The following is a 25,744-nucleotide window of genomic DNA, read 5'->3' as shown; positions in this document are numbered from 1 at the left end:
GTGAACGGCCCCTGCCAACCAGGAGCTCTACACAACTGATCGTTCCCACGCTCCCGCGTGGGAATGCCTCAACGGACGCTCCGCGTTCGGCTCTGGATGGGACGCAGAGCGTCCCGGGCTGCATTCCCACGCAGAGCGTGGGAACGATCAATCACCGTACTTCCCAGTTACGACCAACGCCGGAAGATCAGCGAAGTATTAACCCCACCAAACGCGAAGTTGTTGTTCATCACGTACTGGTTGCTCATCTGCCGGAACTCGCCGCGCAGGTAATCGAGTTTGCCGCAGTGCGGGTCGACGTCGTCGAGGTTGAGGGTGTGGACGTACAGGTTGCGGTTCATCATTTCGATGCTGAACCAGGATTCCAGCGCACCGCAGGCTCCGAGGGTGTGACCGAGAAAGCTCTTTTGCGAGCTGATCGGCATGTGCTCGCCGAACAACGCGCTCGTTGCCAGTGTTTCGGCAATGTCGCCCTGTTCAGTGGCGGTGCCGTGACCATTCACGTAGCCGATGTCTGAAGGTTGCAGCCCGGCATCTTCCAGGGCCAGTTCCATGGCCCGGCGCATGGTGACCTGCTCTGGGCGGGTGGCATGCTGGCCGTCGGCGTTGCTGCCGAAACCGACGAGTTCGGCGTGGATGTGTGCACCGCGAGCCAAGGCGTGTTCGAGTTCTTCGAGCACCAACATGCCACTGCCTTCACCGATCACCAGGCCATCGCGGCCGCTGTCGTAGGGGCGTGGGGACGTCTGCGGCGCATCGTTTTTCAGGCTGGTGGCGTAGAGCGCATCGAAGACCATCGCTTCGGTGGGGCACAGTTCTTCGGCACCGCCGGCGAGCATCAATGGCAGGCGACCAAACTTGACCGACTCGTAGGCGTAACCGATGCCCTGACTGCCGCTGGTGCAAGCGCTGGAGGTCGGGATCAGCCGGCCGGTGAGGCCGAAGAAGATGCTGATATTCGCCGCCGTGGTGTGCGGCATCATGCGCACATAGGAGTTAGCGTTCAGGCCCTCGGCCACCGAGTTGAGCAGCATGTTGCCGAACGCCTTGATCTCGTCGGTGCTGCCGGTGGATGAGCCGCAGGAAACGCCCATGCGCCCGTCCTTGATCGATTCGTCACCCAGCAGACCGGCATCGGCCAATGCCTGTTCCGCTGCACCGACCGCCAGGCGCGAGACCCGGCCCATGCTGCGCAATTGCTTGCGGGTCCAGTGGCTCGGTACTTTGAAGTCGTCGATCGGCCCCGCCAGGCGCGTGTTGAGTTCGGTGAAGCGATCCCACTCGTCCATCCGGCGGATACCGCTGCGGTTGGCCGCGAAGTTGCCGGCGATGGTGTCCCAATCGCTGCCCAGTGAGGTGATGCCGGCCATGCCGGTGACGACGACGCGCTTCATCAGCACAGGCCTCCGTTAACGGCCAGAACCTGCCGGGTGATGTACGACGCTTCCGCCGACATCAGGAAATTCACCGCGCTGGCCACTTCTTCCGGGGTGCCCATGCGTTGTGCGGGGATCATTTTCATCATTTCTTCCACCGGCACGTTTTCATCGAGCATCGCGGTGTCGATCAAGCCGGGTGCGACACAGTTAACGGTAATTTTGCGCTTGCCCAACTCGATCGCCAACGCCTTCGCCGCGCCGATCAACCCGGCCTTGGAGGCGCTGTAGTTGACCTGGCCACGGTTGCCGATCAACCCGGACACCGAGGTGATGCAAACAATCCGTCCGGCGGCGCGACGACGAATCATCGGCATCATCACCGGGTGCAGCACGTTGTAAAAACCGTCGAGATTGGTGCGCATCACCACGTCCCAATCATCCTCGCTCAGGGCTGGAAAAGCACCGTCGCGCGTCAGGCCGGCGTTCAGTACCACGCCGTAATAGGCGCCGTGGGTTTCCACGTCAGCTTCGAGAATGGCTCTGCAGTTGGCGCGATCGGACACGTCGAATTGCACAATGCGCACGTTGCGCCCCAAGGCTTCGATGTCGGCCTTCACGGCTTCAGCGTCCGCCAGGCCGCTGCGGCAATGCAACACGATGTCATGCCCGGCCTGGGCCAGACGCAAAGCGATAGCACGGCCGATGCCACGGCTGGAACCGGTGATCAGTACGGATTCAGTCATGGTTGGGTTCCTTGGGTTTCATGAAGGTATTGAGCGGCCTGAGGCGGACGGAACACGTTCAGACGAGCGGTGGCGTGAATGCCGGGGGCGGTGATGTGGCATTCGAACACGCCCATGCCGTTGTCGTCTTCCAGCGAGCGGATGCCGTGGATGGTCAGCTCGGTACCGGCGGGAAAGTGCTCGACGTTGCATTCGAATTTGCGGGTGCCGAGCAGAAACCCCAGCGCCACCGCATCGCCACGTTGGCGCGCATGGCAACCGGCGTAGGCAGCGACGCTCTGGGCCATCAGTTCGATGCCGACCCAGGCCGGCAGGCTGCCGTCCGGGCGGTTGAACAGACCATCGGGTCTGACCGTGAGACGGGTGTAAATCTGCTCGTCGTCGAACGACAGGATCTGTTCGATGAAGATCATGTCGCCAGCGTGCGGCAGCAGCTCGGCGATCGGCCAGTCAATCATGGGGCGTCTCCGATAATCAGGCTGACGTTGTTACCACCGAAGGCAAAGGAATTGCTCATCAGATAGCGAGGTGCAATGGACGTCAGGCGATCGGCCGGGGTCACCCATTTCAGGGCTGGCAATTCGGGGTCCGGCTGGCTGTCCCAGACGTGGGGCGGCAGGGCGTGCTCGCGATTGCCTGCACTCAGGCTCAACCAGCAAAACGCCGCTTCCAGGGCGCCGGCTGCCCCGAGGGTGTGGCCGGTCATGGGTTTGGTCGACGAACACGGCACACCCGCCGGGAACAACGTCGCCACCGCCAGGCTTTCCATGGCGTCGTTGTGTTGGGTGGCGGTGCCGTGCAGGTTCAAGTAATCGATCTGTTGCGGCTGCAGATTTGCTCGGCTCAAGGCTTTGCGCATCGCTTGCAGGGCGCCGCGGCCGCTGGGTTCCGGTGCGGAAATGTGATGTGCATCGGAGCTGGCGCCACTGCCGAGCAGGGCAATCGGCTGGCTGTCGCCGACACTTTTGCTCATCAAAAACAGCACCGCCGCTTCGCCAATGTTGATGCCGTTTCGGTTCACCGAAAACGGGTTGCAGCGTTGCCCGGACACCGCTTCCAGCGCCGAAAACCCATTGAGGGTCAGCTTGCACAGGCTGTCGACGCCGCCGCACAGCACCGCATCGCAAATGCCCAGATCCAACAGTCGCTGAGCACTCATCAGCGCCCGGGCGCTGGAGGTGCAGGCCGTGGAAATCACATAGGCCGGGCCGCTCAGTTGCAGCCAGTCGGCGAGGAAGTTTGCCGGAGCGCCGAGTTCCTGTTGCTGATAGTCGTAATCGGTCGGGAACTGATGCTCGCGGATGTAATGGGCCAGGCCGCGACTGGCCTCGTCGATGCCCGAGGTGCTGGTGCCCAGAACGATACCGATGCGGTCGCGGCCGTAGGTCTGGATCGCCTGGTCGATGTCTTCGCGAATTTGCAGCGCGGCTTCCAGCAGCAATTGATTATTGCGAGTGTCTTGCGGCGCAAGCTCAGCCGGGATCGGCGCCAGTTCGCCGCGGACCGCGGCCACGGGCAACGACCGTTCCGCCACCCAGCCGGCCTCATGGCGCATGCCCGAACAGTCACCGGAAAACAGGTTGCGAGCGACTTCGGACTTGTCACGGCCCAGGGCGCAGATCACCCCGAGGGCATTCAGGTAGGCCGTCATGGCGCGTCCCCGCTGAGCGGCGTGACTTGATATTTCGGGCCTTTGGGCAGGTTCAATTCAAAGCTCATGGGTTGTGAGTAGCGGACTTCCCAGTGCGCTGGCAAGGATCGTTGCGAGCCATGCTGCCAAGCGGCGGGATAGTTGCCCGACAGTTCATCTTTAGGGGTCAGCGCAAACAGCAGCGCGGCGAACAGCTCTCGCGCTTCCGGATTGGGCGGCAGCAGGCCGTCAGCCTGCCACTCGCCGTCGACCAGTTTCTGGCGTGCCTGGGGAATACCCAGCAAGTCCATCATCGACCAGCGAATGCCTGGGCCTTCACGCTGGATCACCAGCACCCAGTCCTGCCGTTGGTCGGCCACCAGGCGCTGGATGTGCAATTGCAGCGGCAACGACAGGTTCGGGGTTTGCTCGGGCAGCGGCGCCCGGTTGGCACAGGCGCTCAGCAACAGGACAGCGCCAAGTAGCAGAAATCGCAGAATGTCCGCTATCCCTGTGGGAGCGAGCCTGCTCGCGAATGCGTCAGCAGATCCAACACTATTGTTGACTGACACACCGCTTTCGCGAGCAGGCTCGCTCCCACAGGGTTTAGTTGCACTGAACATCACACGGCACCTTCAAGGGGTTTGCGCGCGACCACATTGACCAGGGTTTCTTCCCGTTGGCCGAAGGGCTTTGGCCGGCGCAGACCCAAGCGTTCAAACAGGCCGAAATCCTTGGCGCGGCTCCACCACAAGTATGGATAAGACACGTTTTGCGGGCCGAGTTCGAAACCCTGCTGGCGAATCATGTCCAGATACCCGGCGGCGCTCTTCTGCACGTGCATCGGATGGCGGAACAACCAGCGGATCACCCAGGTATCAATGTAAGCCTCGGTGGATTCGGCGAACAGCAGATAGCCACCGGGCTTGAGCACGCGGTAGAACTCGGCCAGTGCCTGTTCCTGCTGCACCAGATGGTGGAAGGTCTGGTGACAGAACAGCAAATCGACGCTGGCGTCCGGGACGTTGATGCTCGCGCAGTCGCTGCCGATCAACTCCACCGCCATGCCCTGACGAACGGCTTCTTCGCCGGCCAGGTTCAGGCTGTGAGGGTCGGCGTCCAGACCGATCAGGCGCTGGGGGGCAAAGGTCTGGCGCAAGTACTGAAACGATTTGCCCTGACCGCAACCGGCATCCAGCAGCACCGGGTTGTTCGGCAGTGTTTCGCTGAACAGGCTGCGCAAATCGCTGATGGCCACTCGCAGTACATGGTGCCGCCAGGTGTGGCTGCGCAGAAACCAGAAGCCAAAGCGGGTCTCTTCGACGTAGGTGTCGCTCAAGTAGCTCATGTGCCGTCCCTTGCACAGAGCTCCGAGAGCATCCGCAGCCGGCGCTTGGGTTCGGCGACGAACGGATTACGCTCGTCCCAGGCATACCCGGCCAGAATCGAACTGATCATGCGGCGAATATCGGGCGAGCCGCCCTCGTGATAAATCACATCCTGGAACGTCCCGGCGTACCAGCCTTCGACGTAGCACCGGAACGTGTCGACGCCGCGCTTGAGCGGGATGGCGAACTCAGTCTGCCAGTCGACATGTTCGCCTTGCAGTTGGCGATGCAGAACCCCGGCGGCCATGCTCGCCGAGCGCATGGCGATGGTCACGCCGGAGGAGAACACCGGGTCGAGGAATTCTGCTGCGTTGCCGAGCAGGGCAAAGCCTGGCCCGTGGAGGGTTTTGACGTTGGCCGAGTAGCCGCCGATGGTTCGAGCAGGCGTATCCCACACGGCGTTGTTCAGCACACCGGCCAGGCTTGGGGTTTCAGCGATAAACCCTCGCAGGCACTCGTCCAGATTTTCCATGCGACCGTCGAAGTGTTCGGCTGCCGCGACCACGCCCACCGAACAACGGCCGTTGCTGAACGGGATGGTCCAGAACCAGATATCGCGGTGGATCGGATGGGTGGTGATGAGGATTTTTTCCCGCTCGAAAGCCGGGTTGTCGATGTGGTCTTCGACGTGGGTGAACACGGCCTGGCGCACCGGGAAATCCGACGGCGCTTCAAGGTCGAGCAAGCGCGGGAGCACACGGCCGTAGCCGCTGGCATCCAGCACGAAATCGGCTTCGACACGGTACTGGCTGCCGTCTTCGCGAAGCACGTCGAGCTGCGGTTTTGCCAAGGTGAAATCGACGCTGATGATGGCTTCGCCGTAGCGAACGTCCACACCTTGCAACGCGGCCTGATCGGCCAGCAGCTTGTCGAAATCGGCACGCTGGACCTGGAAGGTGGTCGGCTTGCCGTTGCTGAACGTCTCGCCGAAATCAAAGGCGCTGTATTGCTCGCCCCAAGCGAATGCCGCACCGTTTTTCAACTGGAATCCGGCGGCGTTCACCGCCTCGAGCATGCCGGCTTCTTCGACGAAATCCAGGCAGTGGGACAGCAGGCTTTCACCGATGGAAAACCGTGGGAAATGCTGGCGTTCGATCATCAATACGTCGTGACCTTTGCGCTTGAGCAGCGCGGCGGCGATGGCGCCCGATGGACCTGCACCGATAACCACGACCTGGCGATGTTCCATTTCAACTGTTGGCACGGGGGCTCCTTGCCGGGACGGCGATGTTCAGAGGGGTTCGGTGCATGCCGGCGAGTGCCGGCAGCAGTGTCGCGATCAGGCCCATCACCATCAGCGCGAAGTACAACGCCGGGCTGATGAGTTGTTGTTGCAGCAGCAGGTTGAGAAAGACGATCTCGCTCAAGCCACGAATGTTCAGCAAGACACTTTCCCGCCAGCGACTGGCGCCTTCAAACGAGGCGCCGGCCCAGCCGAGGCCCAGCCAGTTGCCCAGCAGTTTACTGGCAATCGGGAACAGCAGCAGTGCGGCCAGTTGCACCCAGCCGAGGCTGGCCATGGCCGCGTGGACGTTGATTTGCACGATGCCGAACGTGAGGATCAGCGGGATCGCGATATACGTCTGCAAGTGACTCATCCAGATCACCGGCAGCGGCAGCACCAGCGGCACTTTGAGCGCGGCCATCCACAGCAGGTAACCGATGCCGAAAATCAGCGCATTGAGCTTGAAGTGTTCCGCCACGACCAGCAGTGCGAAGAAGCAACCGCTGTGCAGCAGCGGTTGGCGCAATCGGAGCAGACGCAGCAGCAACGGCAGGCAGGCGCCGGCCAGCGGCAGCAAGAGGCTGCTCAGGTGCAGGCTGCCCTGCGCGATGGCGAACAGGGTCCAACAGGTGAGGTCGATGAGGATCGCGGTCTGCACCAGTCGCCGGGTGGCGGCAGGCGGGTATTTGATGTGCCGCAGGTACAGATACAACACCGGAATCGCCGTGATGGCGAACAGCAGGCCGACCGCCAATGAACTGATCCAGGGTTGCGGCGGTAGCAGCCACACCGCTGTCGCAAGACCGCAGGCAAACGGAATACAGAAACTCGGCAGGGCGATTTTCAGGCTCTGACGGTCGAGTCGCAGGTCAATCACGTCACTGAGAATGTGCCCCAGCAACAAGGCAAAGCTCAGGCTGTAGACGTTTTTCAGCCAGGCCGGCGCGACCAGTGCGGCGCCGCTCAATTGCCATTGGGGTTCGATCCAGAAGTACATCAGCAGCGGCAGGCCGAAGGTGGCCAGCAGCAACTGGCTGACAATCGGGATCACGCCGAAGTGACGACCGACACGGGTGGCCACGGCGAACAGCGCCAGGGCCATGACCCAGAACACGGCGATCATCATGTTGCCGACTCCGTGACCGGGGCTGCGTGAACCTGGCGTCCGGCCCAAGGTGCAAGGATAAAGCTGAACGCCAGGCCGAGGCTCACCGACAGACCGAAATTGCTCACCGCCGGCGTGCTGGACACGGCCAGCAACCCGAACGACAGCCAGGTGGTCAGCGCCGCCAGCAAGGTGCCCAGCAGGCTCACGGCAGCGCCGCCGACCTGTTCACGCATGAGGATCGCGTAATCGACGCTGATGGCCGTCACCAGCAGCAGGCCGAACAGGCTGAACAGCGTCAGCGGTTGCCCCATCCAGCCGAGACTGGCCAGGCTGCACAGCGCGGCCAGCAGCGGCAGGGCGACGATTCGCAGCGCGCCGCCGAAGCCGAACGGCAGGATCAGCACCAGCACGATCAGCACACAGGAAGCGAGTTTCAACTCTGCGGCACTGATCTGGGTGTCCGCGAACACTTTGTTCAACTCACCGAGGCGGTCCACCAGTTCCACACCCGGTAAATCCAGCGCCTGGACTCGCAGCAGAGAGGGACTGTTCAGGCCTTGCAGACTGACCATCGCTGCTACGCCGTCATCGGTCGGTCCCAGCCACAGCGTGCGATAGGGCTCGGCCAACGGACCGACCAGCGCAGCGTCGATGTCTTCGGTGGGCAGTGCCTGCAACTTCGTGAGCTCTGCTTGCAGCGCCTCCGCCGGCACGCCGACATCGAGTAGTGGTTGCCAGAACTGCGGCAATTTGTTCAGCGCTTCACGCACTTTCCGCTGTTCGGAGGGTTGGCTGACCAATTGATTGAGCGACAGATAACCCTGGAGTTTTTCCAGGTTGACCAGCTGATCCAGCCGCTCGCTCAGCGCGGTTTGGCGTTCCAGCAGTTGCTGCTGATTGGCCGCGCGCACCAGGAAGAACTGGCTGGTCGGCTGATAACCAGTGATGCGCGCAATGGTTTGTGCTTCGTCAGTCAGTTGCTGCGGTGCACCGACCCACTGGCGAATGTCGTTTTTGGTGTCGAGTTGCAACAGGCCGCCCACACAAAAGGCAATCAGCAGCGCCAGCAGCACCGGCGTACTCGCGAGTTTGAGCAGCGTTTCACGTAGCGCCAGCAAATACTCGGCCACCCGCAGCGGCCACTGCGCTGGACGCAGGTCTGTACCCTTGAGCAGTGCCGGCAGCAGGCACACCGCGGACAAATAAGCGCCGAGCAGACCGGCGGCAGAGAACACGGCAATCTGGGTCAGCGCCGGGAACGGTGTCCAGGCCAGGGCCAGGTAACCGATGCAACTGGTAATCAGGCTCAGCGTCAGGCCCGGCAACGTCAGGCGCAGGGCCGGCCAACTGTGCCAGGGCTTCAGGCTCCAGCTCTTGGACAGGTAATGCAGCGGGTAATCGACCGCTACGCCGATCAGGCTGGAGCCGAGCACCAACGTCATCACATGCATATGGCCGAACAGCGCCACACAAGCCACCGCACCGAAGAGCATGCCCACCAGCACCGGGACGAAGGCCAGTAACACCCGCCAGCGCCGGAAGGCCAGCAGCAACAGCAACAGAATACCCGCCGTGGCGCCGCCACCGACCCAGGTCATTTCCCGGGTGGCTTGCTTTTGCCCACTGGCCGCATAGAGCAAGCCGCTGGCGGCAAGCAATTGAACGTTTGCCTGGGCGGCTTCTTCACGGCTGTGCTGGAGGAGGTCGGCCACTTGCAGCGGCAGGTTCATGTCGAAGGCGTTGCCCGTGGTGCGCGAGCGCAGCAGCACCCAACTCTTGCCGTCGGCATCGGCGACCAGCGCACCGCTGCCGATGTCCAATTGCACCGAACCGTGCTGCGGCTGGCTGTTCTGGATGCGCCCGGTCAGGCCCAGCCAGTCATCCTGGCTCGGCACCAGACTGAAACCGGTGAAGGGGTCGAACAGTGCTTGTACTCGCTGCTGGATAAAGGCGTCGGGATGCTCGATCAGTTGCTGTCGGTCAGCCGCTGAGAGCATTGCCAGTCGGCCTTGCAGCAGTTGCGTACGCAGCGCCGGCAGGTCGGCTTGCAGGTTCCACTGGACCTTCTCGAACAAGCCGCTGGCTTGCCATTGCTCCCCCAGTTTCTGCGCCATGGCGACCGCTTGCTGGCGATCGGTGTGGCCGACCAGCACCAGCATTTCGCGGTTCAGCGGTTCTTGCATGCGTTGTTCGGCGCGCAGTTCCAGCGCATCTGGCGCCGTGCCCGGTACCAGTTCCATCAGGTTGGCCGACAGCGGTGCGCCGTCACGCCATTGCCAACCGGCGAGCGCGAGCACCGCCAGCAGCAGGATCAGAAACAGCCGTGGAAGACTCCGTTCACTCGGCAAAGTCATGTTGCTCCGCGTCGCTCAACGGTTGGGCGCTGGTGCTGTCCTGCATGCGCAAAAGCGTGCTGTCGCCTTGGGTTTCGAGCAACTCGATGCTGTGCACCAGTTCGCCGCCGTCAATGTTGATCTGAGTGAACACCTGCTTGAGCAGCATGGAACGCGGGGTCAGCGTCAGCTTCCAGTTCTGCGCGTCGCCGCTCAGTGAAAGCTCGAAATCCCGTTGCAGCCCGCTGCTGTCGCCTTGCAGTACGGCGAGGAACAAACGGTTCTGCTCGGCGCCGGCACTCTTGCTCGGCAGCATTTGCCAACCGTTGGCGTCACGCCGGGCAATGCCTTTGTCGCTGATGCGGTAATCCTGTTGCAGCGGGGTTTTCAGCAGCCAGAGCAAGCCGTGGTTTTTAGCGAGGACGAAAGTGCCCTTGCTGGTCAGCGGCTGGGGCAGGGCGCGCAGGTGTTTTTCCTGGATGAAGTTGCCGTGGATCACGTCAGGCTTGGCCAGTTGATCGCTGAGCTGTTGCAGATCGAAGGCGTTGGCGATCGATGACAACCCAAGCAGCGCCAACGCGCCGAGGCATTTGAAGAACGGGTTCATGCGAGCATCCTTTCAACAGCGTCGGTGAATACCTTGGGTGAGGCCAACTGCATCTCGCGGCTGCTCATGTCGACGGCGACCTGCACGGAACTGGCGCGGGTCAAGCGTTCGCCGGTTTGCAGATCGCTGATCAGGTAGCTGATCTTCAGACGGTTCTCCCATTCCACCAGATTGGCGCGTACGTTGAGCTTTTGGCCGAACACGGCGCCGCGCACATAACGCAATTGCAGATCGATCACCGGCCACGCGTAACCCGACTCGACCATGGCCGTGTAGTTGTGGCCGATCTTGTCCAGCAGTGCGCAGCGGGCGACTTCCAGGTATTTGATGTAATGGCCGTGCCAGACGACGTTCATGGTGTCGACATCAAAGAACGGCACGAGGATTTCCGTATCGGTGTGAAGCACTCCCTTGCTACGCATGCAGCCTCCAGTGTTGCTCGGCGATGCGTTGCAGACACAGGCGCAGTTCACCTTCCAGCGCGCGGTCTTCGATGACCGGCGGGAAGTCCTTGGCCAGTTCTTCGTGCATGGCGGCCAGGGCTGGCGGCAGCGGGCGCGCGTCCTCGGCCTTGCTGCGCAGCCAGACGCCCTGGTTGGCGGCCAACAGAGTGGCGGCAGCGACCTGTTCGGTCAGCTCCAGCACACGAATCGCATCGCGGGCGGCGATGGTGCCCATGCTCACTTTGTCCTGGTTGTGGCACTCAGTGGAGCGCGAGAAGACGCTGGCCGGCATGGTGTTTTTCAGCGCTTCGGCGGTCCATGCACTGGTGCCGATCTGCACGGCTTTGAAGCCGTGATTGAGCATCGCGCGATCAGCGGTGGCGCCGGACAGGTTGCTCGGCAGGCCATGGTTGTAACGCTCGTCCACCAGCAGGGCGAGTTGACGATCGAGCAGGTCGGCGACGTTGGCCACCAGGTTTTTCAGGCTGTCCATGGCGAACGCGATGTGGCCGCCGTAGAAGTGCCCGCCGTGCAGCACGCGCTCGGCTTCGGCATCGATAATCGGGTTGTCGTTGGCGCTGTTGAGCTCGATCTCGATGAACGAGCGCAGCCAGTTCAGGCTGTCGGCCAATACGCCGAGGACATGGGGTGCACAACGCAGGGAATAACGGTCTTGCAGGCGATGCAGTGGCGCGGTCGGCGCGTCGATCGCCAAATCCTTGCGCAGCCACGCGGCGACTTGCATCTGCCCCGGATGCGGTTTGGTGGCGAACAGGCGCTCGTCGAAGTGCTCGGGGTTGCCTTGCAGCGCGACCACGTTCAACGCGGTGATGCGGGTGGCCAGTTGCAGCAGGTAATCGGCGCGGGCGTAGGCCAGGCACGCGAGACCGGTCATGACGGCGGTGCCGTTCATCAAGGCGAGGGCTTCTTTGGGGCGCAATACCAGCGGCTCCCAACCCAGTTCGCGGTGCACGTCGGCCGCTTGTCGGCGTTCGCCACGGAACATCACTTCGCGCTCGCCGGACAAGGTCGCGGCGACATAGGACAACGGCGTCAGATCACCGCTGGCACCCACCGAACCTTCTTCCGGAATCAGCGGCAGAATGTCGTGTTCGAGGAAGGCTTGCAGGCGTTCCAACAACTCCACGCGCACCCCGGAAACGCCGTGACACAGCGACTGCAAACGTGCCGCCAGCACCGCGCGAGTGGCCTGCGCATCAAGCAGTTTGCCCAACCCGCAGCCGTGGAACGTGTACAGATGACGGGGCAATGCCTCGACGTGATGCAGCGGCACCGCGACCACGCAAGAGTCGCCGTAACCGGTGGTCACGCCGTAGATCACGCCTTCCTTGTCCAGCAGGGAGTCAAGGAATCGCGCACCCTTGGCGATCCGCTCGCGGTACGCAGGGTCGCTTTGCAACTGCGTCGGCACCTGACGGTTGGCCAGGGCCAGCACGTCTTCGATGCGCAAAGGGAGTTCGCCGAAGGTTACCGGCTCAAGCGTTGGCGTCGTCATCGGTCTTCCAGAAAGGGTAAAAGTTGAACCATTGTTGGGGCGCTTCAAGGCAATAGTGACCCAAGCGTTCGGCATAGCGGGAGGCCCACTGATGAATGACCTGTTCGCGGTCGCTGCGCTTCCACACCACGGCCTCGGCGAACGGTTCGAGGGTCAGTCGATAGTCGCCCGTCGGCTTCTTCAGGCACAGCATCAGGTTGATCGGGCATTTCAGCAGACCGGCCAGCAACCACGGTCCTTGAGGGAATGCGGCTTGATGGCCAAGGAAATCCACCGTCACACTGCGCCCGCCATGCAGCGGCACGCGGTCGCCGGCAATCGCCAGCCACTCGCCGCGTTCAAGGCGTTCATGGAGTTGCAGCATGATCAGCGGGTCCAGCTCGCTGACCTGAATCAGCCGCAGATTGGTCGCGCCTGCTTCACCCAGCAAGCGGTTGAATTGCTCAGCATGCTTGGTGTGCACCAGCACGTTCATCGTGACTTTTTCGCCAATCTCGGCCAGCGCACGGCAGACCTCGAGATTGCCTAAATGCGCGCCTACCAGCATCTGCCCGCGGGTGCCGCGCAGTTGATTGCGCAGCAAGGCCGGGTCGATGATTTCGATCTGCTCGATGCTCAACTTGCCGTTCCACACGTCGAGTTTGTCGAGCATGGAGTCGGCGAAGGCCATGAACTGGCCGAACACCCGCCAATGGGTCGGGCGCAATTCGTCGCGACCACTCCAGTCGGCGAGCCTCTGCTGGTATTGCCAGGCGCTACGACGGGCGCTGCGACCGAACAGGAAAAAGTACAGAACTATGCCATACAGCAGCGGGCTCAGCAGCCGACGGCCGAGCACTTTGGCGCAGAGTGCGGTGAATTTCATCAGCCAGAAGCTGCCGCGCTCCTCGCGGTCGGCCCAGTGTTTTTTGTCCGTTTCAGTGCTCATGTCCGCCACCGTCGCCAGAGGATGACCGGAGCACGCAGCAACATGCCGAAGAACAACCGCGTGTGCATGCTCGAAATCAGCACGTTGTCGTGGAACAGGCGGAAATGCGAGACGCCATCCAGCGGGTAATGGACTCTGGTTTGCAGCCATTGCATGGGCAGATTGCGCCAGGCCAGGCGTACGAGAATGTCCGAGTCGAAGTCCATGCGCTTGCCGATCTTCGCCGAATCAATCAGCGCCAGGGTCGGTGGTAACGGATAGACGCGGAAGCCGCACATGGAGTCGCGAATCTGCAAGGACAGGGTGTTGATCCAGACCATGACGTGAGTCAGGTAACGGGCGTACAAGCGACCTTTCGGCACGCTGGCGTCGTATCGCGGATAGCCGCAGATCACCGCCTCGGGATGGGCGCGTGACAATTCGATGAAGGTCCGGACGTCTTGCAGATCATGTTGACCGTCGGCGTCCACCTGCAAGGCATGGCTGAAACCCAGGCGCGAGGCTTCGCGAAAACCGGTCATGACCGCGCCACCCTTGCCCTGGTTGGCGGCGAGTCGGATCAGGAACACCTTGTCGCGCTGGGCCAGTTGATCAAGCACCTTTGCACAGGATGGGCTGCTGGCATCGTCCACGAGAATGCACGGCAGGCCACTGGCGAGCACCGCATCAACCACCGTGGTGATGGCGGTTTCGTGGTTGTAGACCGGGATGACGGCGCAGGGGTTATGCATGTTGGGTTTCGCCTGAAGCACCGAGGCGCCTGCATCGCGAGCAGGCTCGCTCCCACAGGGGATTCGTGTAGGGCTCAGATCCAGTGTGGGAGCGAGCCTGCTCGCGATTGAGTGCGCAGCACTCACCAAGGTTATGCATCACTTGCTGCCTCCAGCAAGATCCGCCCGCTGGAGCAGGTTGCGGTCTCGTTGCGATAGGTGAAATACAACTTGCTGCGCGTCGGATCGAAGCGCAGGTGCAGTTGGACTTCATCGCCAGGGCGTACCAGTTGCTGGAATTTCAGCACTTCCATACCGGCGAATTTTGCCGGCAGGTCCATCAATTGCTGACCCAGGGTGAGCGCCCACTCGACTTGCACCACACCGGGCAATACCGGCGCCTGGGGGAAGTGGCCGCTGAAATAGGCGAGGTCGGGTGGTACCGCCAGTTGCAGGCTCCACTCGCCATCGACTTCGACCTGCTCCAGCACTTGCGGCGCTTTTGGACGCGGCGCCAGCAACAGGGCTTCGACGTTGGCCTGGGGCAGTTTGCCTTGAGCGTTCAGCGGCAGTTGCCGCAGCAGGCGCCAGCGTCGTGGCAAGGCCAGGGCTTCGCAATGCTGGCTCAGATGCTGACGCAGTTCTTGTGTGAGGGTGCGTCGACCCTGATTGCGCAAGGCATGCAGGCCTGATTCGGTCAGCACCAGCAGCGCACCCAACGAAGCGCGGTTTTCCTGAACCACGCCAAGACGCGCTTCGGCGACCCAGTCGTGGGCCATTAGGGCCTGTTCCAGCATCGGTAGCGAGATACGTTTTTCTTCCAGTTTGACGATCCGGTCCAGCCGTCCGAGCAGTTCGAATCGGCCATCGGCAGCGATTCGCGCGGCATCCGCGGTGTGTTCGATATGCCCGGGCGGCAAGTACGGCGAAGCAATGAGCAAGGCGCCGTCGCTGTCCTGGCTCAGCTCGATATCAGCAAAGGGCTGCCAGAGCGCGAGGCCCTGACGCCAGGCGATGCCGCCGGTTTCCGAGCTACCGAGGATTTCTGTCGGCCATTGCTGCAGGCGTTGCTGAAGGCTTTGTGCGGCCTCGGCCGGCAGGGCTCCGCCGGAGGAAAAAACCCGGCGAACCGCACTTAAAGCAGGCCAGTCGAGGTTGTCGCCCATGCGCTTGAGCAGCGCCGGGCTGGCGACCCAGGCAAACGCCGGGTGTTCTCGGCTGGCGCGCTGCAGGTCTTCAGGGAATGCCAGCTGCTTGCGCACAAACGAGCGCCCGGCGCACAGCGGCCACAGCACTCGAAACAACAATCCGTAAATATGCTGGGTAGCGACACTGCCGATGATGCAGGCCTCGCCAAGATCGGTACCCCAGAGCTGCTCCAGCGCTTCGACTTCATTGGCCAGTTGGCGCAGGGTTTTGTCGATGCGCTTGGGCTCGCCACTGGAGCCGGACGTGCACAGGCTCAGCGAACAGCGATCCAGATCCAGCACGGCCGCCATCAACGGCGGATGCCGGTAATCGCTCAGGTGCGCGTCATCGGCCTGATCGGTCAGCCACAGATCGACTTCGGTCGACCAGCGCTGGCGAGTCTGGGGTTGCAGGTCTGCGGGCAGCAGCACGCTGACCCCGGCGCGCCAGGCACCGAGCAGGGCAATCGCCAGGTCAGCGGCGTCCTCAAGGTGCACGGCAATGTGCCGCACACCCTGGGCTTGCAGGCCCGCGGCGAGGCATAACGCCTGTTCGCACAGCTGTGCGTGATTCAGTGCCGGTTCGGCCGTTACGGCACGTTCCGGTTGCGCCTTGAGCAACAGGTGCTCAAGTTTTATCCAATTCATGGGTGGCCTCGTACCCGTTGTCGTATAAGCCATTCAATGGCAAACAGCAGGCCCATCAATCCGTAGGAAATCAGGCCGGTGTACAACATCCACCAACTTAGCGGCGCCCAGAGGGTCAGGGCGGCGGCGAGCAAACCGTTGCAGAAGAAAAACACGCACCAGACGATCGTCACCTGGCGGGTATAAACAATCGCCTTGGCCGGCAGGTACGGTTCGCGCAAACGCGCCAAGCGTTCGATGATCGGCGGGCCGTATTTCAGGCTCAGGCCAAACAGCCCGAGCATGAACGCGCTGATCAGCACCGGGTACCAGCGCAACAGCAGCGGGCTGTCGAACAACGCCAGTAACAGGCAAAAAGCAATCGCGGTGATCGCCATCCACAGACTGCCAGGCTTGCGTGCACCGAACAGCGCCCGGGCCAGCCACAGGCTGCCCAGCAGCAGACCGAACTGCCACGGGGCAAAGTGCTCCATGCCGAAATACACCGCGAAGGGGTACAGCAGGCCCGCCAGCAGCAGGCCGAGGCCGATCAGTCGGCTCATGCGGCCGGCTGAACCAGACGGTAGACCGCCTCGACCACGTCGCTGACGGTGCGCACCGATTTGAACTCTTCGGCAGCGATTTTCTTGCCAGTCTGGCGTTTGATGTGGTCGATCAGGTCGACCGCGTCAATGCTGTCGATTTCCAGGTCCTGATACAGGTTGGATTCGAGGCTTACGCGCTCGGGCTCCAGCTCGAAGAGTTCGACCAGAGCATCGCGCAGGGTGTTGAAGATGTCGTCACGAGTTTGCATGGTCCGGTCTCAAGCTGCCTGTTTTGCAGTGACGAACGCCGCAAGGCTCGCCACGTTGCTGAAGTGATTGCGGGTGTCTTTGGCGTCGGCGTCGATTTTGATGCCGTACTTTTTCTGGATGGCCAGGCCGAGTTCCAGAGCGTCTACCGAATCCAGGCCCAGGCCTTCGCCGAACAGTGTCTGGTCGTCGCCGATGTCTTGTGCGCTGATGTCTTCAAGGCCCAGGGCGTCGATGATCAGTTCTTTGATTTCACGGTGTAGATCGCTCATCTTCGGCGAGCTCCTTAATATAGTAATGATGCAAATAGTCATTGAGCTTGCGCGAGGCCTGAGGAGCAGGGCCCAGCGAGGCGAAGGCTTGTGGATCTATATCGGCCCCGACACGGAAACTGAAGTGCACACGGCGTTTGGGGATCCGATACCAGGGCTCGGCCTTGGTCAATGTGGTCGGGCTGACCTTGATGATCACCGGGGTGAGGATTTTCGCACCGCGCAGTGCGATTGCCGCAGCACCCCGATGAAAGGCTGGCGCCTGACCGGGCTGAGTGCGGGTGCCTTCAGGAAAGATGATCAGGGTCTGGCCGCTTTTCAGCGCGTCGGCAGCGGCATCGAGCATGTCCATGCTGCCGTCGTTGCTGATGTATTCGATGCAGCGCAGCGGGCCGCGGGTAAAAGGGTTCTCCCAGAGGCTTTTCTTGACCACGCAGTTGGCGTGGCGCACCAGGCCGATCAGGAACACCACATCAATCAACGAGGGGTGATTGGCGACAATCATTTGCCCCGGCCGACCGAGTTTTTCGGCGCCCTGGATGTCGTAAGTCAGCACGCCGGTGCGAGCCATGAATCGCACAAAAAACCAGAACAGGCGGGCGACGGTGTGCCGCGCTCGCCGCCGGTGTGTCCGGGCATCGCCGGGCAGGCAGTTCAGTAGCGGGAAAACCACCAATCGCAGACACAGCCCGCCCAACCCGAACAGGGTGAAGCTTGCGGCGGTAGCCAGCAGGCGCCAGTAATAGGCGTCGCGGTTTTTTTCGGTTACAGGTTGCGTTGCCAGGTCCATACACGATTTTTCCAGGCATGTTGGCAGGTTGTCTGCTGGCCGAGCAGGGTACTCAATAGGTTCAGGGCATGGGGCCAGTGGGCTTTGGACAACGCATCCGCGGCGCTGTTCAGGGACAACTGCCAGTCGTTTCCGGGGGTGATCAGCAGGCCGACCGCGTAAGGGAATGGCACGTCGTCGATCCAGGTCGAGTAGGCTTCGGGCGGTTGCTCTTCGGTGACGATCAGCAGTACCGCGGGAGCACCCTCGGAAAGCAAAGCCGCGGCCTCTAGCATGCCGTGCTCAAGGCCATCGCCGGCTGCAGCGAGGGCCGTCATTTCGCTGGTTTCGCCGCGCATGATCGACCACAGGCCGATGATCGCGTTGTGCACGGACAGGCTGAATTGAGTCGGCGACAGCGGCTGATCGGTAGCCAGATCGCTGAGGATATCGAAGGTGCGCGGGGTTTCGCCGTGGCGAGAAATAAAGACCAACGGTAGATCCTGGCGGCCATCGGCCAAGGGCCAGCCGACACTGAACGCCATCCGCGCCAGACGACTGAGTCGCCGGCGCTGCATGGCCGGCAGAAACGAGACGTCGGGTGCAGCATCGCTGCTCGCAAGCACGACCGGTTGTCGGCTCCAGGCTTGCCAATCGTCCACGCTTTCGAGCCCAGGGGCCCACGCGCGCCATTGGGCGATGTTGAAATTGATCACAGACATTCATCCCGCCCCTGCGGGCTTCCTTGACGCGGTGAGTCGCAAAAAACGCGAACTACCTTACGTGGCGCTTCGCGCCGAGTGGCGCGCATTATCCCGTTGCTGCGGGCGTGTAGCAAATGATGGTTACATTTTGCTCAATGAAATGTACCGGTTGGTTCGTGCGTGGCTGTCGTTTGGCCATTATCCACATTTCGGCCGGCCGATCTGCCGGCTCAGTCAGCAAGCAGTGCACGAGTTCACGGTTTTTTTAGCGTGAGATTGCACCTGACTGTGTAGTCCCTATGCCAGCGAGGTAGCTAAGCGACGCTGTGGACTACTACACTCGGTCATTCTTTGAGACCCGGGGGTTTTGACATGCGGCGCGTGGTGTTCAATCAGAAAGGTGGCGTAGGCAAATCCAGCATTGCCTGCAATCTGGCGGCGGTCAGCGCCAGCGAGGGCTATCGCACCCTCTTGGTGGATCTCGATGCCCAGGCCAACTCCACTCAGTACCTGACGGGGCTCACCGGTGGTGACATTCCGATGGGAATCGCCGATTTTTTCAAACAGACCCTGTCTGCCGGACCGTTCTCCAAGAAAAACCAGGTCGATATCTACGAAACCCCGTTCGACAACCTCCACGTCATCACGGCCACTGCCGAGCTGGCTGACTTGCAGCCCAAGCTTGAGGCCAAACACAAGATCAACAAGCTGCGCAAATTGCTCGAGGAACTGGACGGCGATTACGACCGGATCTACCTGGATACCCCGCCAGCGCTGAATTTCTACGCGGTATCTGCATTGATTGCCGCTGATCGTGTGCTGATTCCCTTCGATTGCGACAGCTTCTCGCGTCAGGCGCTGTACGGCCTGTTGGCGGAAATAGAAGAATTGAAGGACGACCACAACGAAGGGCTGGAAGTCGAAGGGATTGTCGTTAACCAGTTCCAGGCTCGCGCCAGTCTTCCTCAACAAATCCTCGACGAACTGATCGCCGAAGGCCTGCCGGTATTACCGGTGTACCTGGGCAGCTCGGTGCGCATGCGTGAATCCCACCAGGCCAACACGCCGCTGATCCACCTCGATCCGCGTCATAAGCTGACCCAGCAGTTTGTGGAGCTGCACAACCTGCTGGAAAACGCCTGACTACTCAGGGTCAGATGCCCTGACTGCGCAACCAACTCATCAACTGCGGTAACGGGAAGGCGCCGCTCTGACGCGCCACTTCCCGACCGTTCTTGAACAGAATCAGACTCGGGATCGAACGGATCCCCAGCTGCGCCGACAGCTGTTGGTTCGCCTCACTGTCCAGCTTGGCCAGTCGGCACTTGCCCGCCAATTGCACCGCCGCCTGCTCGAACACCGGCGCAAACGACTTGCACGGCCCGCACCAATCCGCCCAAACGTCCACCAGCAACGGCAGATCACCTTTGATCTGGCTGGCGTAATCGCTTTGCTTCAGTTCGAAGGGTTTGTTCAGCAGAACTTCGGCTTTGCAGCGACCACATTTCGGATGGTCGTTGAGGCGCTCGGCTGGGATGCGGTTGAGGCCGTTGCAGTGGGGGCAGGGGATGAGGAGTGGGTCAGTCATGCGGATGGTCCTGTAAAGAAGCCGATCATCTCTATGTGGAGACGTTTGCTCATATTTTCAATCGTGCAGAAGGACACGGTATATCTAGGCTGAGAGGGCGCCGGTTGGACCATTGGTCTGCTCACGAATATCGCATCTTGCGATATTCGCCGTCTGTGGTTAACTCATCCATAGCAAAATGCGATAAGGAGATTGCATGCATGTGTTCATTGAAAAACGAATCTGGGAAGCCAAGGAAAAATGGCCTCAGACAGCGAATGCGCTCGATCAATGGTATCGACTCGTCAAACGCAACAATCCAGGGGACTTTGCGGCAATGAAAGCGATGTTTCCTGCGGCCGACAAGGTAGGGGAATTTCACATATTCGATATCGGGGGAAACAAGCTGCGCTTGATTGCTTTTGTCCGATACCGGTCGCAGAAGCTGTACATCAAGCATGTTCTGGATCATCGCGAGTATGACCGGGGAAAATGGAAGGAGGAGAAGGGATGAGTGTTTTGATTAAAAATGCGGTCGAGCACTGGGAGTTTGTCTCGCCACTGCTGCGCAAACCAAAGAGTGAAGACGACTACGACAACTTAGTCCTGTCCCTCGACGAATTGCTGGAATTAGTGGGCGAAGATGAATCGCACCCCCTGATGAGTCTGGTGGACATCATTGGTGATTGGATTGAGGAATGGGATCACAAGCATCACCCAATGCCGAAGCCCAGCGGCGTCGACGTTCTCGGCTACTTGATGCGCGAACACGGCCTGACTCAGAGTGACCTGCCTGGGGTCGGCACCCAATCGGTGGTATCCGAGATCTTGAGCGGCAAGCGTCAGCTCAACCTGCGGCAGATCCGCTGGTTGGCCGAGCGCTTCGGAGTGTCGGTGGAAACCTTTATCTGATCGGGTTCAGGAAGAGCAACTGATCTCCAAATGCTTGCCCCACTCCGGCGGACGCTCGGCATAGCTATCCATCCCCGCTTGTTCGTTGAAGGGATTGCTCAGCACCGCATGCAACCGCCGAACCTCTGAATAGTCGCCACCTTCCGCCGCATCGATGGCTTTCTGCGCCAGGTAGTTACGCAAGATGTAGAGCGGATTGACGGCGTGCATCCGTTTGCGACGTTGTTCCTGATCCGCCTCGCCTTCACGCGTCACCCGGGCGATGTAGAGCTCGCCCCAGGCATCGAAGCCTTTGATGTCGACAAAGTCATCGCGCAAGCGGGCGACGGCCAGTTCCGGTGATTCTTCCCCCAAACGGCGGAAGAACAGGCTGTAGTCGACGCCACTGTTCTGCATCAGTTGCAGCAGGTGCTCCAGCAGTTTCTGGTCATCGTCTTCGGCCGTGGTGAAGCCGAGGCGGCGGCGCATCAGGTCCAGGTAATGGGCCTGGTACAACGGGAAGTACAGGCCGAGGGTTTCACGCAGGGCTTCGACACTGATGAACGGCGTCAGGGCCTGGGCGAGGGCGCTGAGGTTCCACTGGCCGATCGGCACCTGGTTGCTGAAGGAGTAACGGCCCTGGTCATCGGAGTGGTTGCAGATGAAGTGGGCGTCGAAGTCGTCGAGGAAGGCGAACGGGCCGTAGTCGAAGGTAATGCCGAGGATCGACATGTTGTCGGTGTTCATCACGCCGTGGCAGAAGCCATAAGCCTGCCATTTGGCGATCAGCTCGGCGTTGCGCTCAACGATTTCGCGGAACATCGCCAGGTACGGTTCCGGCTGTTCCAGGCATTCCGGGAAATGCATGGCCAACACGTGGTCGCCGAGTTCTTTCTGCTTCTCGGGACGTTTGGTGTAGTAGAAATATTCGAAATGCCCGAAACGCACATGGCTCGGCGCCATGCGCAGGACCATGGCTGCGCGTTCCTGCTTCTCGCGCCACACCGGCGTGTCGGAGCCGATCACGCATAGCGCGCGGGTGGTCGGGATGTTCAGGGCATACAGCGCTTCGGAGGCAAGAAATTCGCGGATCGAGGACCGCAGCACCGCCCGCCCATCACCCATGCGCGAAAAGGGCGTCTGGCCGGCACCCTTGAGGTGCAGGTCCCAATGCTCGCCGGCCTCGTTGTAGACCTCGCCCAGCAACAGACCGCGACCATCGCCCAACTGTGGGTTGTAGGAACCGAACTGATGACCTGAATAGACCATCGCCCTCGGGACTGCGTCAGCCCAGAGCTTATGGCCGCTGAACAGTTCGGCGAACTCCGGGGTTTCGGCCTCGGTAGGGTCGAGATCGAGCAGCGCCATGGCGGCAGGGCTGGCCACCACCAGGCGCGGGTTGTCGATCGGCTCGGGCAGCACGTGGGTGGAAAACGTATCGCCCAAGCGGGCGAAACGATTATCGAAGGTCAGTTCGTCGAGGGCTTTCAAGGGCCATCTCCAGCAGAATGTCCGAGCATTCTGCTAGGGATAAGCCGCTTAGTCGAGCTTGGCGGCCGGCGGCTCTTGCACAGGTTTGCCATCGGCCATGGGAACGATGGTCTTGGTTTCCGGCTCGATGGGCACCATTTTGTATTCCTGGCCCTGAAGATTCTTGAGGTAAACCTCCATCTGCCGGAACGAGATGTTGATGTGCTGTTTCTTGAATTCGCGATTGATGAAGCGGTTGACCTCGTCGAGCACCGGGTTTCGGTCACCGAGGTCACGTACATGCATCCGCAACTCGTGGTCGAGGGTGCTTTCGCCGAAGTTCAGGAAGTACACGTGGGGTTCCGGGTCTTTCAGCACTCGCGGGTTATCGCGCGCGGCCTTGAGCAGCAACTCCTTGACCAGGTCCAGGTCCGAGCCGTAATCGACACCGAGCTTGAGGGTCACTCGGGTGATGGTGTCGGTCAGGGACCAGTTGATCAGTTGTCCTGTAATGAACGTCTTGTTCGGGACAATGATGTCCTTGCGGTCGAAATCGGTGATGGTCGTGGCGCGGATGCGGATCTTGCTCACCGTACCGGACAGGTTACCAATGGTGATGGTGTCGCCAATCCGCACCGGACGTTCGAACAGGATCATGATCCCGGAGATGAAGTTCGCGAAGATTTCCTGCATCCCGAAGCCAAGACCCACCGACAGCGCCGCCACCAGCCATTGCAACTTGTCCCAGCTCACGCCGAGTGTCGATAGCGTTGAGACGAAACCGACGCCAGCGATCACGTAAGACAGCAACGTGGTGGTGGCATAGGCACTGCCCTGAGCCAGGTTCAGCTTCGACAGCACCAACACTTCCAGCAACCCCGGCAAGTTGCGCGCAAGGGCGAAGGTGATGCCGATGATGATCAGCGCGCCGAGCATGTCGCCAATGCTGATCGGCACCATGCTCATGTTGGCGCCGGTGCCGCTGGTGTATTCGTAGAGGGTGACGTTATCCAGGTACGAGAACACAGAGATCAGGTCCGACCAGACCCAGTACAGCGCCGCGATGAAACCGCCAAGCAGTGCCAGGCGGATCAGGCGCAGGGACTGTTCGTTGACCTTCTCGATATCCAGGGTTGGCTCTTCGATCACCGCTTCACCGTCACCGGCCTCTTTCGCAGCCTGGCGTTTGGCCAGGGCGCGCTGGTAGGCCAGACGGCGTGCCGCAACGCTGAGGCCGCGCACGAAGGTGGCCTCGATCACCAGCCAGAACATCAGCAGGTAAAGGGTGTTGATCAACCGGTCACTGAGCTTCAGCGCGGTGTAGTAGTAGCCAAAGCACACCGCCACGAACAACGCGACAGGCAGGACGGTGAACAGGATCCCCACGGACTTGCGGAACAGCGAAGCGTTCTGGTGAGTCGGGCTGCTGATCAGCAGGCGGCTGAGCAGCCAGGCCATCAACGCATAGCAGGTCAGCACCACCGGCATGCCGAGTACGTCATCGGCCAGGGTCGCGGGTTGCAGCTCGGCGACTGCCACCACCGCGACCAACGCCATGACCACCAGCCCGAGTCGACGGACCCAGCCCTGCAGGAATTCGACCTGAGGTTTTTCCCAGCGGAAATGCAGTTCGGCCACGCCGCCCGGCGCGAGGATCCGGTAAGCGGTGTAGAACACTAACCAGGCCTGGGCCATTTGCAGCAGCGCCGCGCCCATGTTCGCGTTCTGTCCGCGGGCGTCGATTTGCAAGGCCAGGCCACACAAGGCCAGGCCCAGGGAGACCGGCATCGCCAGCAGAATGTTGATCAGGATTGCCTGCGGCGTGTGCCACTGGCTGTCGCGTTTAAAGTGGCCGATGTCCTGGTGAACCTTGCTCAGTCGGGCATACAGGCTTTTACGCCGCCACAGCAGGGCACCGATCAACAGCGCCAGGGGCAGGAACAGCAGCGGCCGTTGGGTCAGGCCGTCACTTAATTCGCTCAGGCTGGAAGCCCACGGCAGCGTGGTGACCTGACGTTCCAGGCGCTCCGGCACAGCGCGCATCCACTCCGGGTCCAGCGGTTTGTTGCTGGGAATCCAGAACATCTGCTCATCGAGGGTCGCCCGCAGGCTTTGTGCGGTGCTAAGCAGTTGCTTCTGATTGAGTTGCAGCGTGATGGATTCGTTGAGCACCGCGCTGAGTTCGCGGTTCAGCCGCTCCAGCAGGTCGGCGCGGGTCGTGGCCAGTTCCAGCAGGCTCTTGCGCAGTTGCGGGGTGACTTGCTCGGGAGGCTGAGTCGACAGCAGGTTGTCGACGTAGGTCGCCGGGTTGCTGAGCAGTTCCCGTTGCTGGCTGACTTCGAATTGATAGAGGCGAATGTCGGCGATCTGGTCGGCCAGGTCACGGTCGAGCCTGAGGCGTGGCAGGGACTGTTTCTGTTTGTAGAGAATCTTGGAGAGCAACAGGCTGCCCTTGAGCACGTTGATCTGCTCGTCCAGCGCCGAATCGCTCTGGGTCACGTTGTCCAGTTGCTGCTTGGTCTGCAGGTTCTGCTGGGTGACTTCGTTGAGGCGGTCGGTGCTTTTGAGCAGATAGTCCGAGAGTTTCAGGTTGGCCGCGCTTTCGGTAGCCAGCAAGGTGCTGCCGCCGGACTTTTGCGCTTCGATGGATTGCTGCGTCACCGTCTCCTGGGACTGGGCCAGGCGCTTCTGGTTGATCAGGTTTTGCAGCTCCTGGATTTCCTGATCCAGGCGATCGGATTTTTCCGAGAGCAAGTCATGCTGGCTGTTGCCCAAGTCCTGCAGTTGATTGTTGCCGGCCAGTTCCTGGCGACGCAACGGGATCAGGGCGTTCAGTGCCGCGAGTTCGGCGTTGAGCAGGTCGCGTTGCTCAGGGGTCAAGGTCTTGCCGGCGTCTTTGCCGACCTTGAGGATGTTGTTGATCTGCTGGATGCGTGTCTGGCTGGTGGAAATTTCGGCCTGTGCGCGCTCGGGGCGGGTCTGGGCAGTAATCACCAGACTGTTGGCGTCAGCCAGGGCTTTCTGCAGATCGCTTTGCTGGGTGGAGCGCTCGGTGAGCATCTGCTCCAGTTGCTGAATAGGCTCTTTGGCATAGCGCTGCGGTACTGGCAGCACTTTGGAGGCTTTGAGCTTGGCCAGTTCTCGCTGGTTCTCGATGTTCTGCTTTGGGGCGTTGGCCAGTTGCTGCTTGAGATCGGCCAGTTTCTGCTCGTAATCACGCTTGTTGTTGAGCTGTGTCAGCGTGCTTTGCAGGATGCTCTGCAGGGCTTTCTGATCGGCTTCCGGCAGTTTGCGTTCGGCGATCTTGTCCAGGTTCGCCTGCACGGCTTCGCTGGACGGCGGTTCGGCCGCTTGCAATGTACCGACAGAAAGACTCAAGCCCAGCAGGGCCATGATGAAAAAGGTGCGCAGGGTTGACATAGAGACCGATCGAAA

At 61.1% G+C, this 25,744-nt stretch carries 26 protein-coding genes; 3 read left to right on the top strand and 23 right to left on the bottom strand.

From position 1 onward, the window contains the following. Positions 1–167 precede the first annotated feature (167 nt). From JFU47_RS15300 to JFU47_RS15205, 20 genes are all read right to left on the bottom strand, one after another. A complete protein-coding gene (locus JFU47_RS15300; RefSeq protein ID WP_201183971.1) occupies positions 168–1,394 on the bottom strand; it encodes a beta-ketoacyl-ACP synthase in 1,227 nt (408 codons plus the stop codon). Beyond that, the gene (locus JFU47_RS15295) at positions 1,394–2,122 is read right to left on the bottom strand and encodes a 3-ketoacyl-ACP reductase FabG2 (RefSeq protein ID WP_201183968.1); all 729 of its coding nucleotides are present in this window, start codon (positions 2,120–2,122) and stop codon (positions 1,394–1,396) included. Before JFU47_RS15295 ends, JFU47_RS15300 begins: the two co-directional genes overlap by 1 nt. Next, the gene (locus tag JFU47_RS15290) at positions 2,119–2,580 is read right to left on the bottom strand and encodes an ApeP family dehydratase (protein WP_201183965.1); all 462 of its coding nucleotides are present in this window, start codon (positions 2,578–2,580) and stop codon (positions 2,119–2,121) included. The genes JFU47_RS15295 and JFU47_RS15290 overlap by 4 nt, the downstream gene beginning before the upstream one ends. Continuing rightward, positions 2,577–3,773, bottom strand: coding sequence for a beta-ketoacyl-[acyl-carrier-protein] synthase family protein (locus JFU47_RS15285; protein WP_201183962.1), 1,197 nt, complete (start codon positions 3,771–3,773; stop codon positions 2,577–2,579). Before JFU47_RS15285 ends, JFU47_RS15290 begins: the two co-directional genes overlap by 4 nt. Continuing rightward, positions 3,770–4,375 (bottom strand): hypothetical protein, encoded by a 606-nt coding sequence (locus JFU47_RS15280; RefSeq protein WP_201183960.1) that lies wholly within the window; start codon positions 4,373–4,375, stop codon positions 3,770–3,772. Before JFU47_RS15280 ends, JFU47_RS15285 begins: the two co-directional genes overlap by 4 nt. Further along, on the bottom strand, positions 4,375–5,100 hold the full coding sequence (locus tag JFU47_RS15275) for a class I SAM-dependent methyltransferase (RefSeq protein WP_201183957.1): 726 nt from the start codon (positions 5,098–5,100) through the stop codon (positions 4,375–4,377). Before JFU47_RS15275 ends, JFU47_RS15280 begins: the two co-directional genes overlap by 1 nt. After that, positions 5,097–6,344 carry a tryptophan 7-halogenase gene (locus tag JFU47_RS15270; protein WP_201183954.1) on the bottom strand — a complete coding sequence of 416 codons (1,248 nt, stop codon included), beginning with the start codon at positions 6,342–6,344 and terminating at the stop codon, positions 5,097–5,099. The genes JFU47_RS15275 and JFU47_RS15270 overlap by 4 nt, the downstream gene beginning before the upstream one ends. Then, on the bottom strand, positions 6,331–7,491 hold the full coding sequence (locus JFU47_RS15265; protein WP_150656711.1) for a sodium:proton antiporter: 1,161 nt from the start codon (positions 7,489–7,491) through the stop codon (positions 6,331–6,333). Before JFU47_RS15265 ends, JFU47_RS15270 begins: the two co-directional genes overlap by 14 nt. After that, positions 7,488–9,827, bottom strand: coding sequence for an MMPL family transporter (locus JFU47_RS15260; protein ID WP_201183950.1), 2,340 nt, complete (start codon positions 9,825–9,827; stop codon positions 7,488–7,490). Before JFU47_RS15260 ends, JFU47_RS15265 begins: the two co-directional genes overlap by 4 nt. Next, the gene (locus tag JFU47_RS15255) at positions 9,811–10,413 is read right to left on the bottom strand and encodes an outer membrane lipoprotein carrier protein LolA (protein ID WP_201183948.1); all 603 of its coding nucleotides are present in this window, start codon (positions 10,411–10,413) and stop codon (positions 9,811–9,813) included. The genes JFU47_RS15260 and JFU47_RS15255 overlap by 17 nt, the downstream gene beginning before the upstream one ends. Further along, positions 10,410–10,835, bottom strand: coding sequence for an acyl-CoA thioesterase (locus JFU47_RS15250; RefSeq protein WP_056741216.1), 426 nt, complete (start codon positions 10,833–10,835; stop codon positions 10,410–10,412). The genes JFU47_RS15255 and JFU47_RS15250 overlap by 4 nt, the downstream gene beginning before the upstream one ends. Beyond that, entirely contained in the window at positions 10,828–12,372 is a 1,545-nt protein-coding gene (locus JFU47_RS15245; RefSeq protein WP_008149617.1) for an HAL/PAL/TAL family ammonia-lyase, read from the bottom strand. The genes JFU47_RS15250 and JFU47_RS15245 overlap by 8 nt, the downstream gene beginning before the upstream one ends. Continuing rightward, positions 12,353–13,300, bottom strand: coding sequence for an LpxL/LpxP family acyltransferase (locus JFU47_RS15240; RefSeq protein ID WP_201183946.1), 948 nt, complete (start codon positions 13,298–13,300; stop codon positions 12,353–12,355). Before JFU47_RS15240 ends, JFU47_RS15245 begins: the two co-directional genes overlap by 20 nt. Further along, entirely contained in the window at positions 13,297–14,031 is a 735-nt protein-coding gene (locus JFU47_RS15235; RefSeq protein ID WP_201183944.1) for a glycosyltransferase family 2 protein, read from the bottom strand. The genes JFU47_RS15240 and JFU47_RS15235 overlap by 4 nt, the downstream gene beginning before the upstream one ends. A gap of 131 nt (positions 14,032–14,162) precedes the next feature. Continuing rightward, a complete protein-coding gene (locus tag JFU47_RS15230) occupies positions 14,163–15,845 on the bottom strand; it encodes an acyl-CoA synthetase family protein (protein ID WP_201183942.1) in 1,683 nt (560 codons plus the stop codon). Then, a complete protein-coding gene (locus JFU47_RS15225; RefSeq protein ID WP_201183939.1) occupies positions 15,842–16,387 on the bottom strand; it encodes a COG4648 family protein in 546 nt (181 codons plus the stop codon). Before JFU47_RS15225 ends, JFU47_RS15230 begins: the two co-directional genes overlap by 4 nt. Continuing rightward, the gene (locus JFU47_RS15220) at positions 16,384–16,638 is read right to left on the bottom strand and encodes an acyl carrier protein (RefSeq protein ID WP_028622164.1); all 255 of its coding nucleotides are present in this window, start codon (positions 16,636–16,638) and stop codon (positions 16,384–16,386) included. The genes JFU47_RS15225 and JFU47_RS15220 overlap by 4 nt, the downstream gene beginning before the upstream one ends. Positions 16,639–16,647: 9 nt before the next feature. Next, positions 16,648–16,908: a phosphopantetheine-binding protein gene (locus JFU47_RS15215; RefSeq protein WP_008149626.1), complete on the bottom strand. Its 261-nt coding sequence runs from the start codon at positions 16,906–16,908 to the stop codon at positions 16,648–16,650. Next, positions 16,889–17,698: a lysophospholipid acyltransferase family protein gene (locus JFU47_RS15210; RefSeq protein ID WP_201183937.1), complete on the bottom strand. Its 810-nt coding sequence runs from the start codon at positions 17,696–17,698 to the stop codon at positions 16,889–16,891. The genes JFU47_RS15215 and JFU47_RS15210 overlap by 20 nt, the downstream gene beginning before the upstream one ends. Then, the gene (locus JFU47_RS15205; protein ID WP_140680712.1) at positions 17,674–18,399 is read right to left on the bottom strand and encodes a beta-ketoacyl synthase chain length factor; all 726 of its coding nucleotides are present in this window, start codon (positions 18,397–18,399) and stop codon (positions 17,674–17,676) included. The genes JFU47_RS15210 and JFU47_RS15205 overlap by 25 nt, the downstream gene beginning before the upstream one ends. Positions 18,400–18,753: 354 nt before the next feature. On the opposite strand from JFU47_RS15205, the gene JFU47_RS15200 reads away from it, so the two are divergent. Beyond that, a complete protein-coding gene (locus JFU47_RS15200) occupies positions 18,754–19,524 on the top strand; it encodes a ParA family protein (protein ID WP_201183934.1) in 771 nt (256 codons plus the stop codon). Positions 19,525–19,534: 10 nt separating this feature from the next. On the opposite strand, the gene trxC is transcribed toward JFU47_RS15200, so the two are convergent. Beyond that, a complete protein-coding gene (trxC, locus tag JFU47_RS15195) occupies positions 19,535–19,969 on the bottom strand; it encodes a thioredoxin TrxC (RefSeq protein ID WP_046045645.1) in 435 nt (144 codons plus the stop codon). Between the two features lie 196 nt (positions 19,970–20,165). Between trxC and JFU47_RS15190 the strand changes: the two genes are divergently transcribed. Both JFU47_RS15190 and JFU47_RS15185 read left to right on the top strand, forming a co-directional pair. Next, a complete protein-coding gene (locus tag JFU47_RS15190) occupies positions 20,166–20,462 on the top strand; it encodes a type II toxin-antitoxin system HigB family toxin (RefSeq protein WP_140680718.1) in 297 nt (98 codons plus the stop codon). After that, positions 20,459–20,860, top strand: coding sequence for a helix-turn-helix domain-containing protein (locus JFU47_RS15185; protein WP_140680720.1), 402 nt, complete (start codon positions 20,459–20,461; stop codon positions 20,858–20,860). Before JFU47_RS15190 ends, JFU47_RS15185 begins: the two co-directional genes overlap by 4 nt. A gap of 6 nt (positions 20,861–20,866) precedes the next feature. Here JFU47_RS15185 and selO read toward each other — a convergent pair whose 3' ends face one another. Together selO and mscK are read right to left on the bottom strand one after the other, a co-directional pair. After that, the gene (gene selO / locus JFU47_RS15180) at positions 20,867–22,330 is read right to left on the bottom strand and encodes a protein adenylyltransferase SelO (protein ID WP_201183932.1); all 1,464 of its coding nucleotides are present in this window, start codon (positions 22,328–22,330) and stop codon (positions 20,867–20,869) included. A 48-nt stretch (positions 22,331–22,378) separates the two neighbouring features. Then, positions 22,379–25,729, bottom strand: a complete 3,351-nt coding sequence (mscK, locus tag JFU47_RS15175) for a mechanosensitive channel MscK (RefSeq protein WP_140680724.1) — start codon at positions 25,727–25,729, stop codon at positions 22,379–22,381. Positions 25,730–25,744: the final 15 nt, after the last annotated feature.

This window comes from Pseudomonas sp. TH39(2020) (assembly GCF_016650715.1).
Taxonomy (GTDB): domain Bacteria; phylum Pseudomonadota; class Gammaproteobacteria; order Pseudomonadales; family Pseudomonadaceae; genus Aquipseudomonas; species Aquipseudomonas mandelii_C.
Note: the sequence above shows the minus strand (reverse complement) of the source record. Positions and strands in the feature narration are given on the sequence as shown.

What these genes read in the sequence shown, in the direction of transcription:
- JFU47_RS15265 (WP_150656711.1), bottom strand. Translation starts at nt 7,491, where the DNA reads ATGATGATCGCCGTGTTCTGGGTCATGGCCCTGGCGCTGTTCGCCGTG.
- JFU47_RS15275 (WP_201183957.1), bottom strand. Translation starts at nt 5,100, where the DNA reads ATGAGCTACTTGAGCGACACCTACGTCGAAGAGACCCGCTTTGGCTTC.
- JFU47_RS15290 (WP_201183965.1), bottom strand. Translation starts at nt 2,580, where the DNA reads ATGATTGACTGGCCGATCGCCGAGCTGCTGCCGCACGCTGGCGACATG.
- JFU47_RS15295 (WP_201183968.1), bottom strand. Translation starts at nt 2,122, where the DNA reads ATGACTGAATCCGTACTGATCACCGGTTCCAGCCGTGGCATCGGCCGT.
- JFU47_RS15215 (WP_008149626.1), bottom strand. Translation starts at nt 16,908, where the DNA reads ATGAGCGATCTACACCGTGAAATCAAAGAACTGATCATCGACGCCCTG.
- JFU47_RS15200 (WP_201183934.1), top strand. Translation starts at nt 18,754, where the DNA reads ATGCGGCGCGTGGTGTTCAATCAGAAAGGTGGCGTAGGCAAATCCAGC.
- trxC (WP_046045645.1), bottom strand. Translation starts at nt 19,969, where the DNA reads ATGACTGACCCACTCCTCATCCCCTGCCCCCACTGCAACGGCCTCAAC.
- JFU47_RS15255 (WP_201183948.1), bottom strand. Translation starts at nt 10,413, where the DNA reads ATGAACCCGTTCTTCAAATGCCTCGGCGCGTTGGCGCTGCTTGGGTTG.
- JFU47_RS15250 (WP_056741216.1), bottom strand. Translation starts at nt 10,835, where the DNA reads ATGCGTAGCAAGGGAGTGCTTCACACCGATACGGAAATCCTCGTGCCG.
- JFU47_RS15210 (WP_201183937.1), bottom strand. Translation starts at nt 17,698, where the DNA reads ATGGACCTGGCAACGCAACCTGTAACCGAAAAAAACCGCGACGCCTAT.
- JFU47_RS15230 (WP_201183942.1), bottom strand. Translation starts at nt 15,845, where the DNA reads ATGAATTGGATAAAACTTGAGCACCTGTTGCTCAAGGCGCAACCGGAA.
- JFU47_RS15190 (WP_140680718.1), top strand. Translation starts at nt 20,166, where the DNA reads ATGCATGTGTTCATTGAAAAACGAATCTGGGAAGCCAAGGAAAAATGG.
- JFU47_RS15300 (WP_201183971.1), bottom strand. Translation starts at nt 1,394, where the DNA reads ATGAAGCGCGTCGTCGTCACCGGCATGGCCGGCATCACCTCACTGGGC.
- JFU47_RS15260 (WP_201183950.1), bottom strand. Translation starts at nt 9,827, where the DNA reads ATGACTTTGCCGAGTGAACGGAGTCTTCCACGGCTGTTTCTGATCCTG.
- JFU47_RS15185 (WP_140680720.1), top strand. Translation starts at nt 20,459, where the DNA reads ATGAGTGTTTTGATTAAAAATGCGGTCGAGCACTGGGAGTTTGTCTCG.
- JFU47_RS15240 (WP_201183946.1), bottom strand. Translation starts at nt 13,300, where the DNA reads ATGAGCACTGAAACGGACAAAAAACACTGGGCCGACCGCGAGGAGCGC.
- JFU47_RS15285 (WP_201183962.1), bottom strand. Translation starts at nt 3,773, where the DNA reads ATGACGGCCTACCTGAATGCCCTCGGGGTGATCTGCGCCCTGGGCCGT.
- JFU47_RS15245 (WP_008149617.1), bottom strand. Translation starts at nt 12,372, where the DNA reads ATGACGACGCCAACGCTTGAGCCGGTAACCTTCGGCGAACTCCCTTTG.
- JFU47_RS15220 (WP_028622164.1), bottom strand. Translation starts at nt 16,638, where the DNA reads ATGCAAACTCGTGACGACATCTTCAACACCCTGCGCGATGCTCTGGTC.
- JFU47_RS15225 (WP_201183939.1), bottom strand. Translation starts at nt 16,387, where the DNA reads ATGAGCCGACTGATCGGCCTCGGCCTGCTGCTGGCGGGCCTGCTGTAC.
- JFU47_RS15235 (WP_201183944.1), bottom strand. Translation starts at nt 14,031, where the DNA reads ATGCATAACCCCTGCGCCGTCATCCCGGTCTACAACCACGAAACCGCC.
- mscK (WP_140680724.1), bottom strand. Translation starts at nt 25,729, where the DNA reads ATGTCAACCCTGCGCACCTTTTTCATCATGGCCCTGCTGGGCTTGAGT.
- JFU47_RS15205 (WP_140680712.1), bottom strand. Translation starts at nt 18,399, where the DNA reads ATGTCTGTGATCAATTTCAACATCGCCCAATGGCGCGCGTGGGCCCCT.
- JFU47_RS15280 (WP_201183960.1), bottom strand. Translation starts at nt 4,375, where the DNA reads ATGTTCAGTGCAACTAAACCCTGTGGGAGCGAGCCTGCTCGCGAAAGC.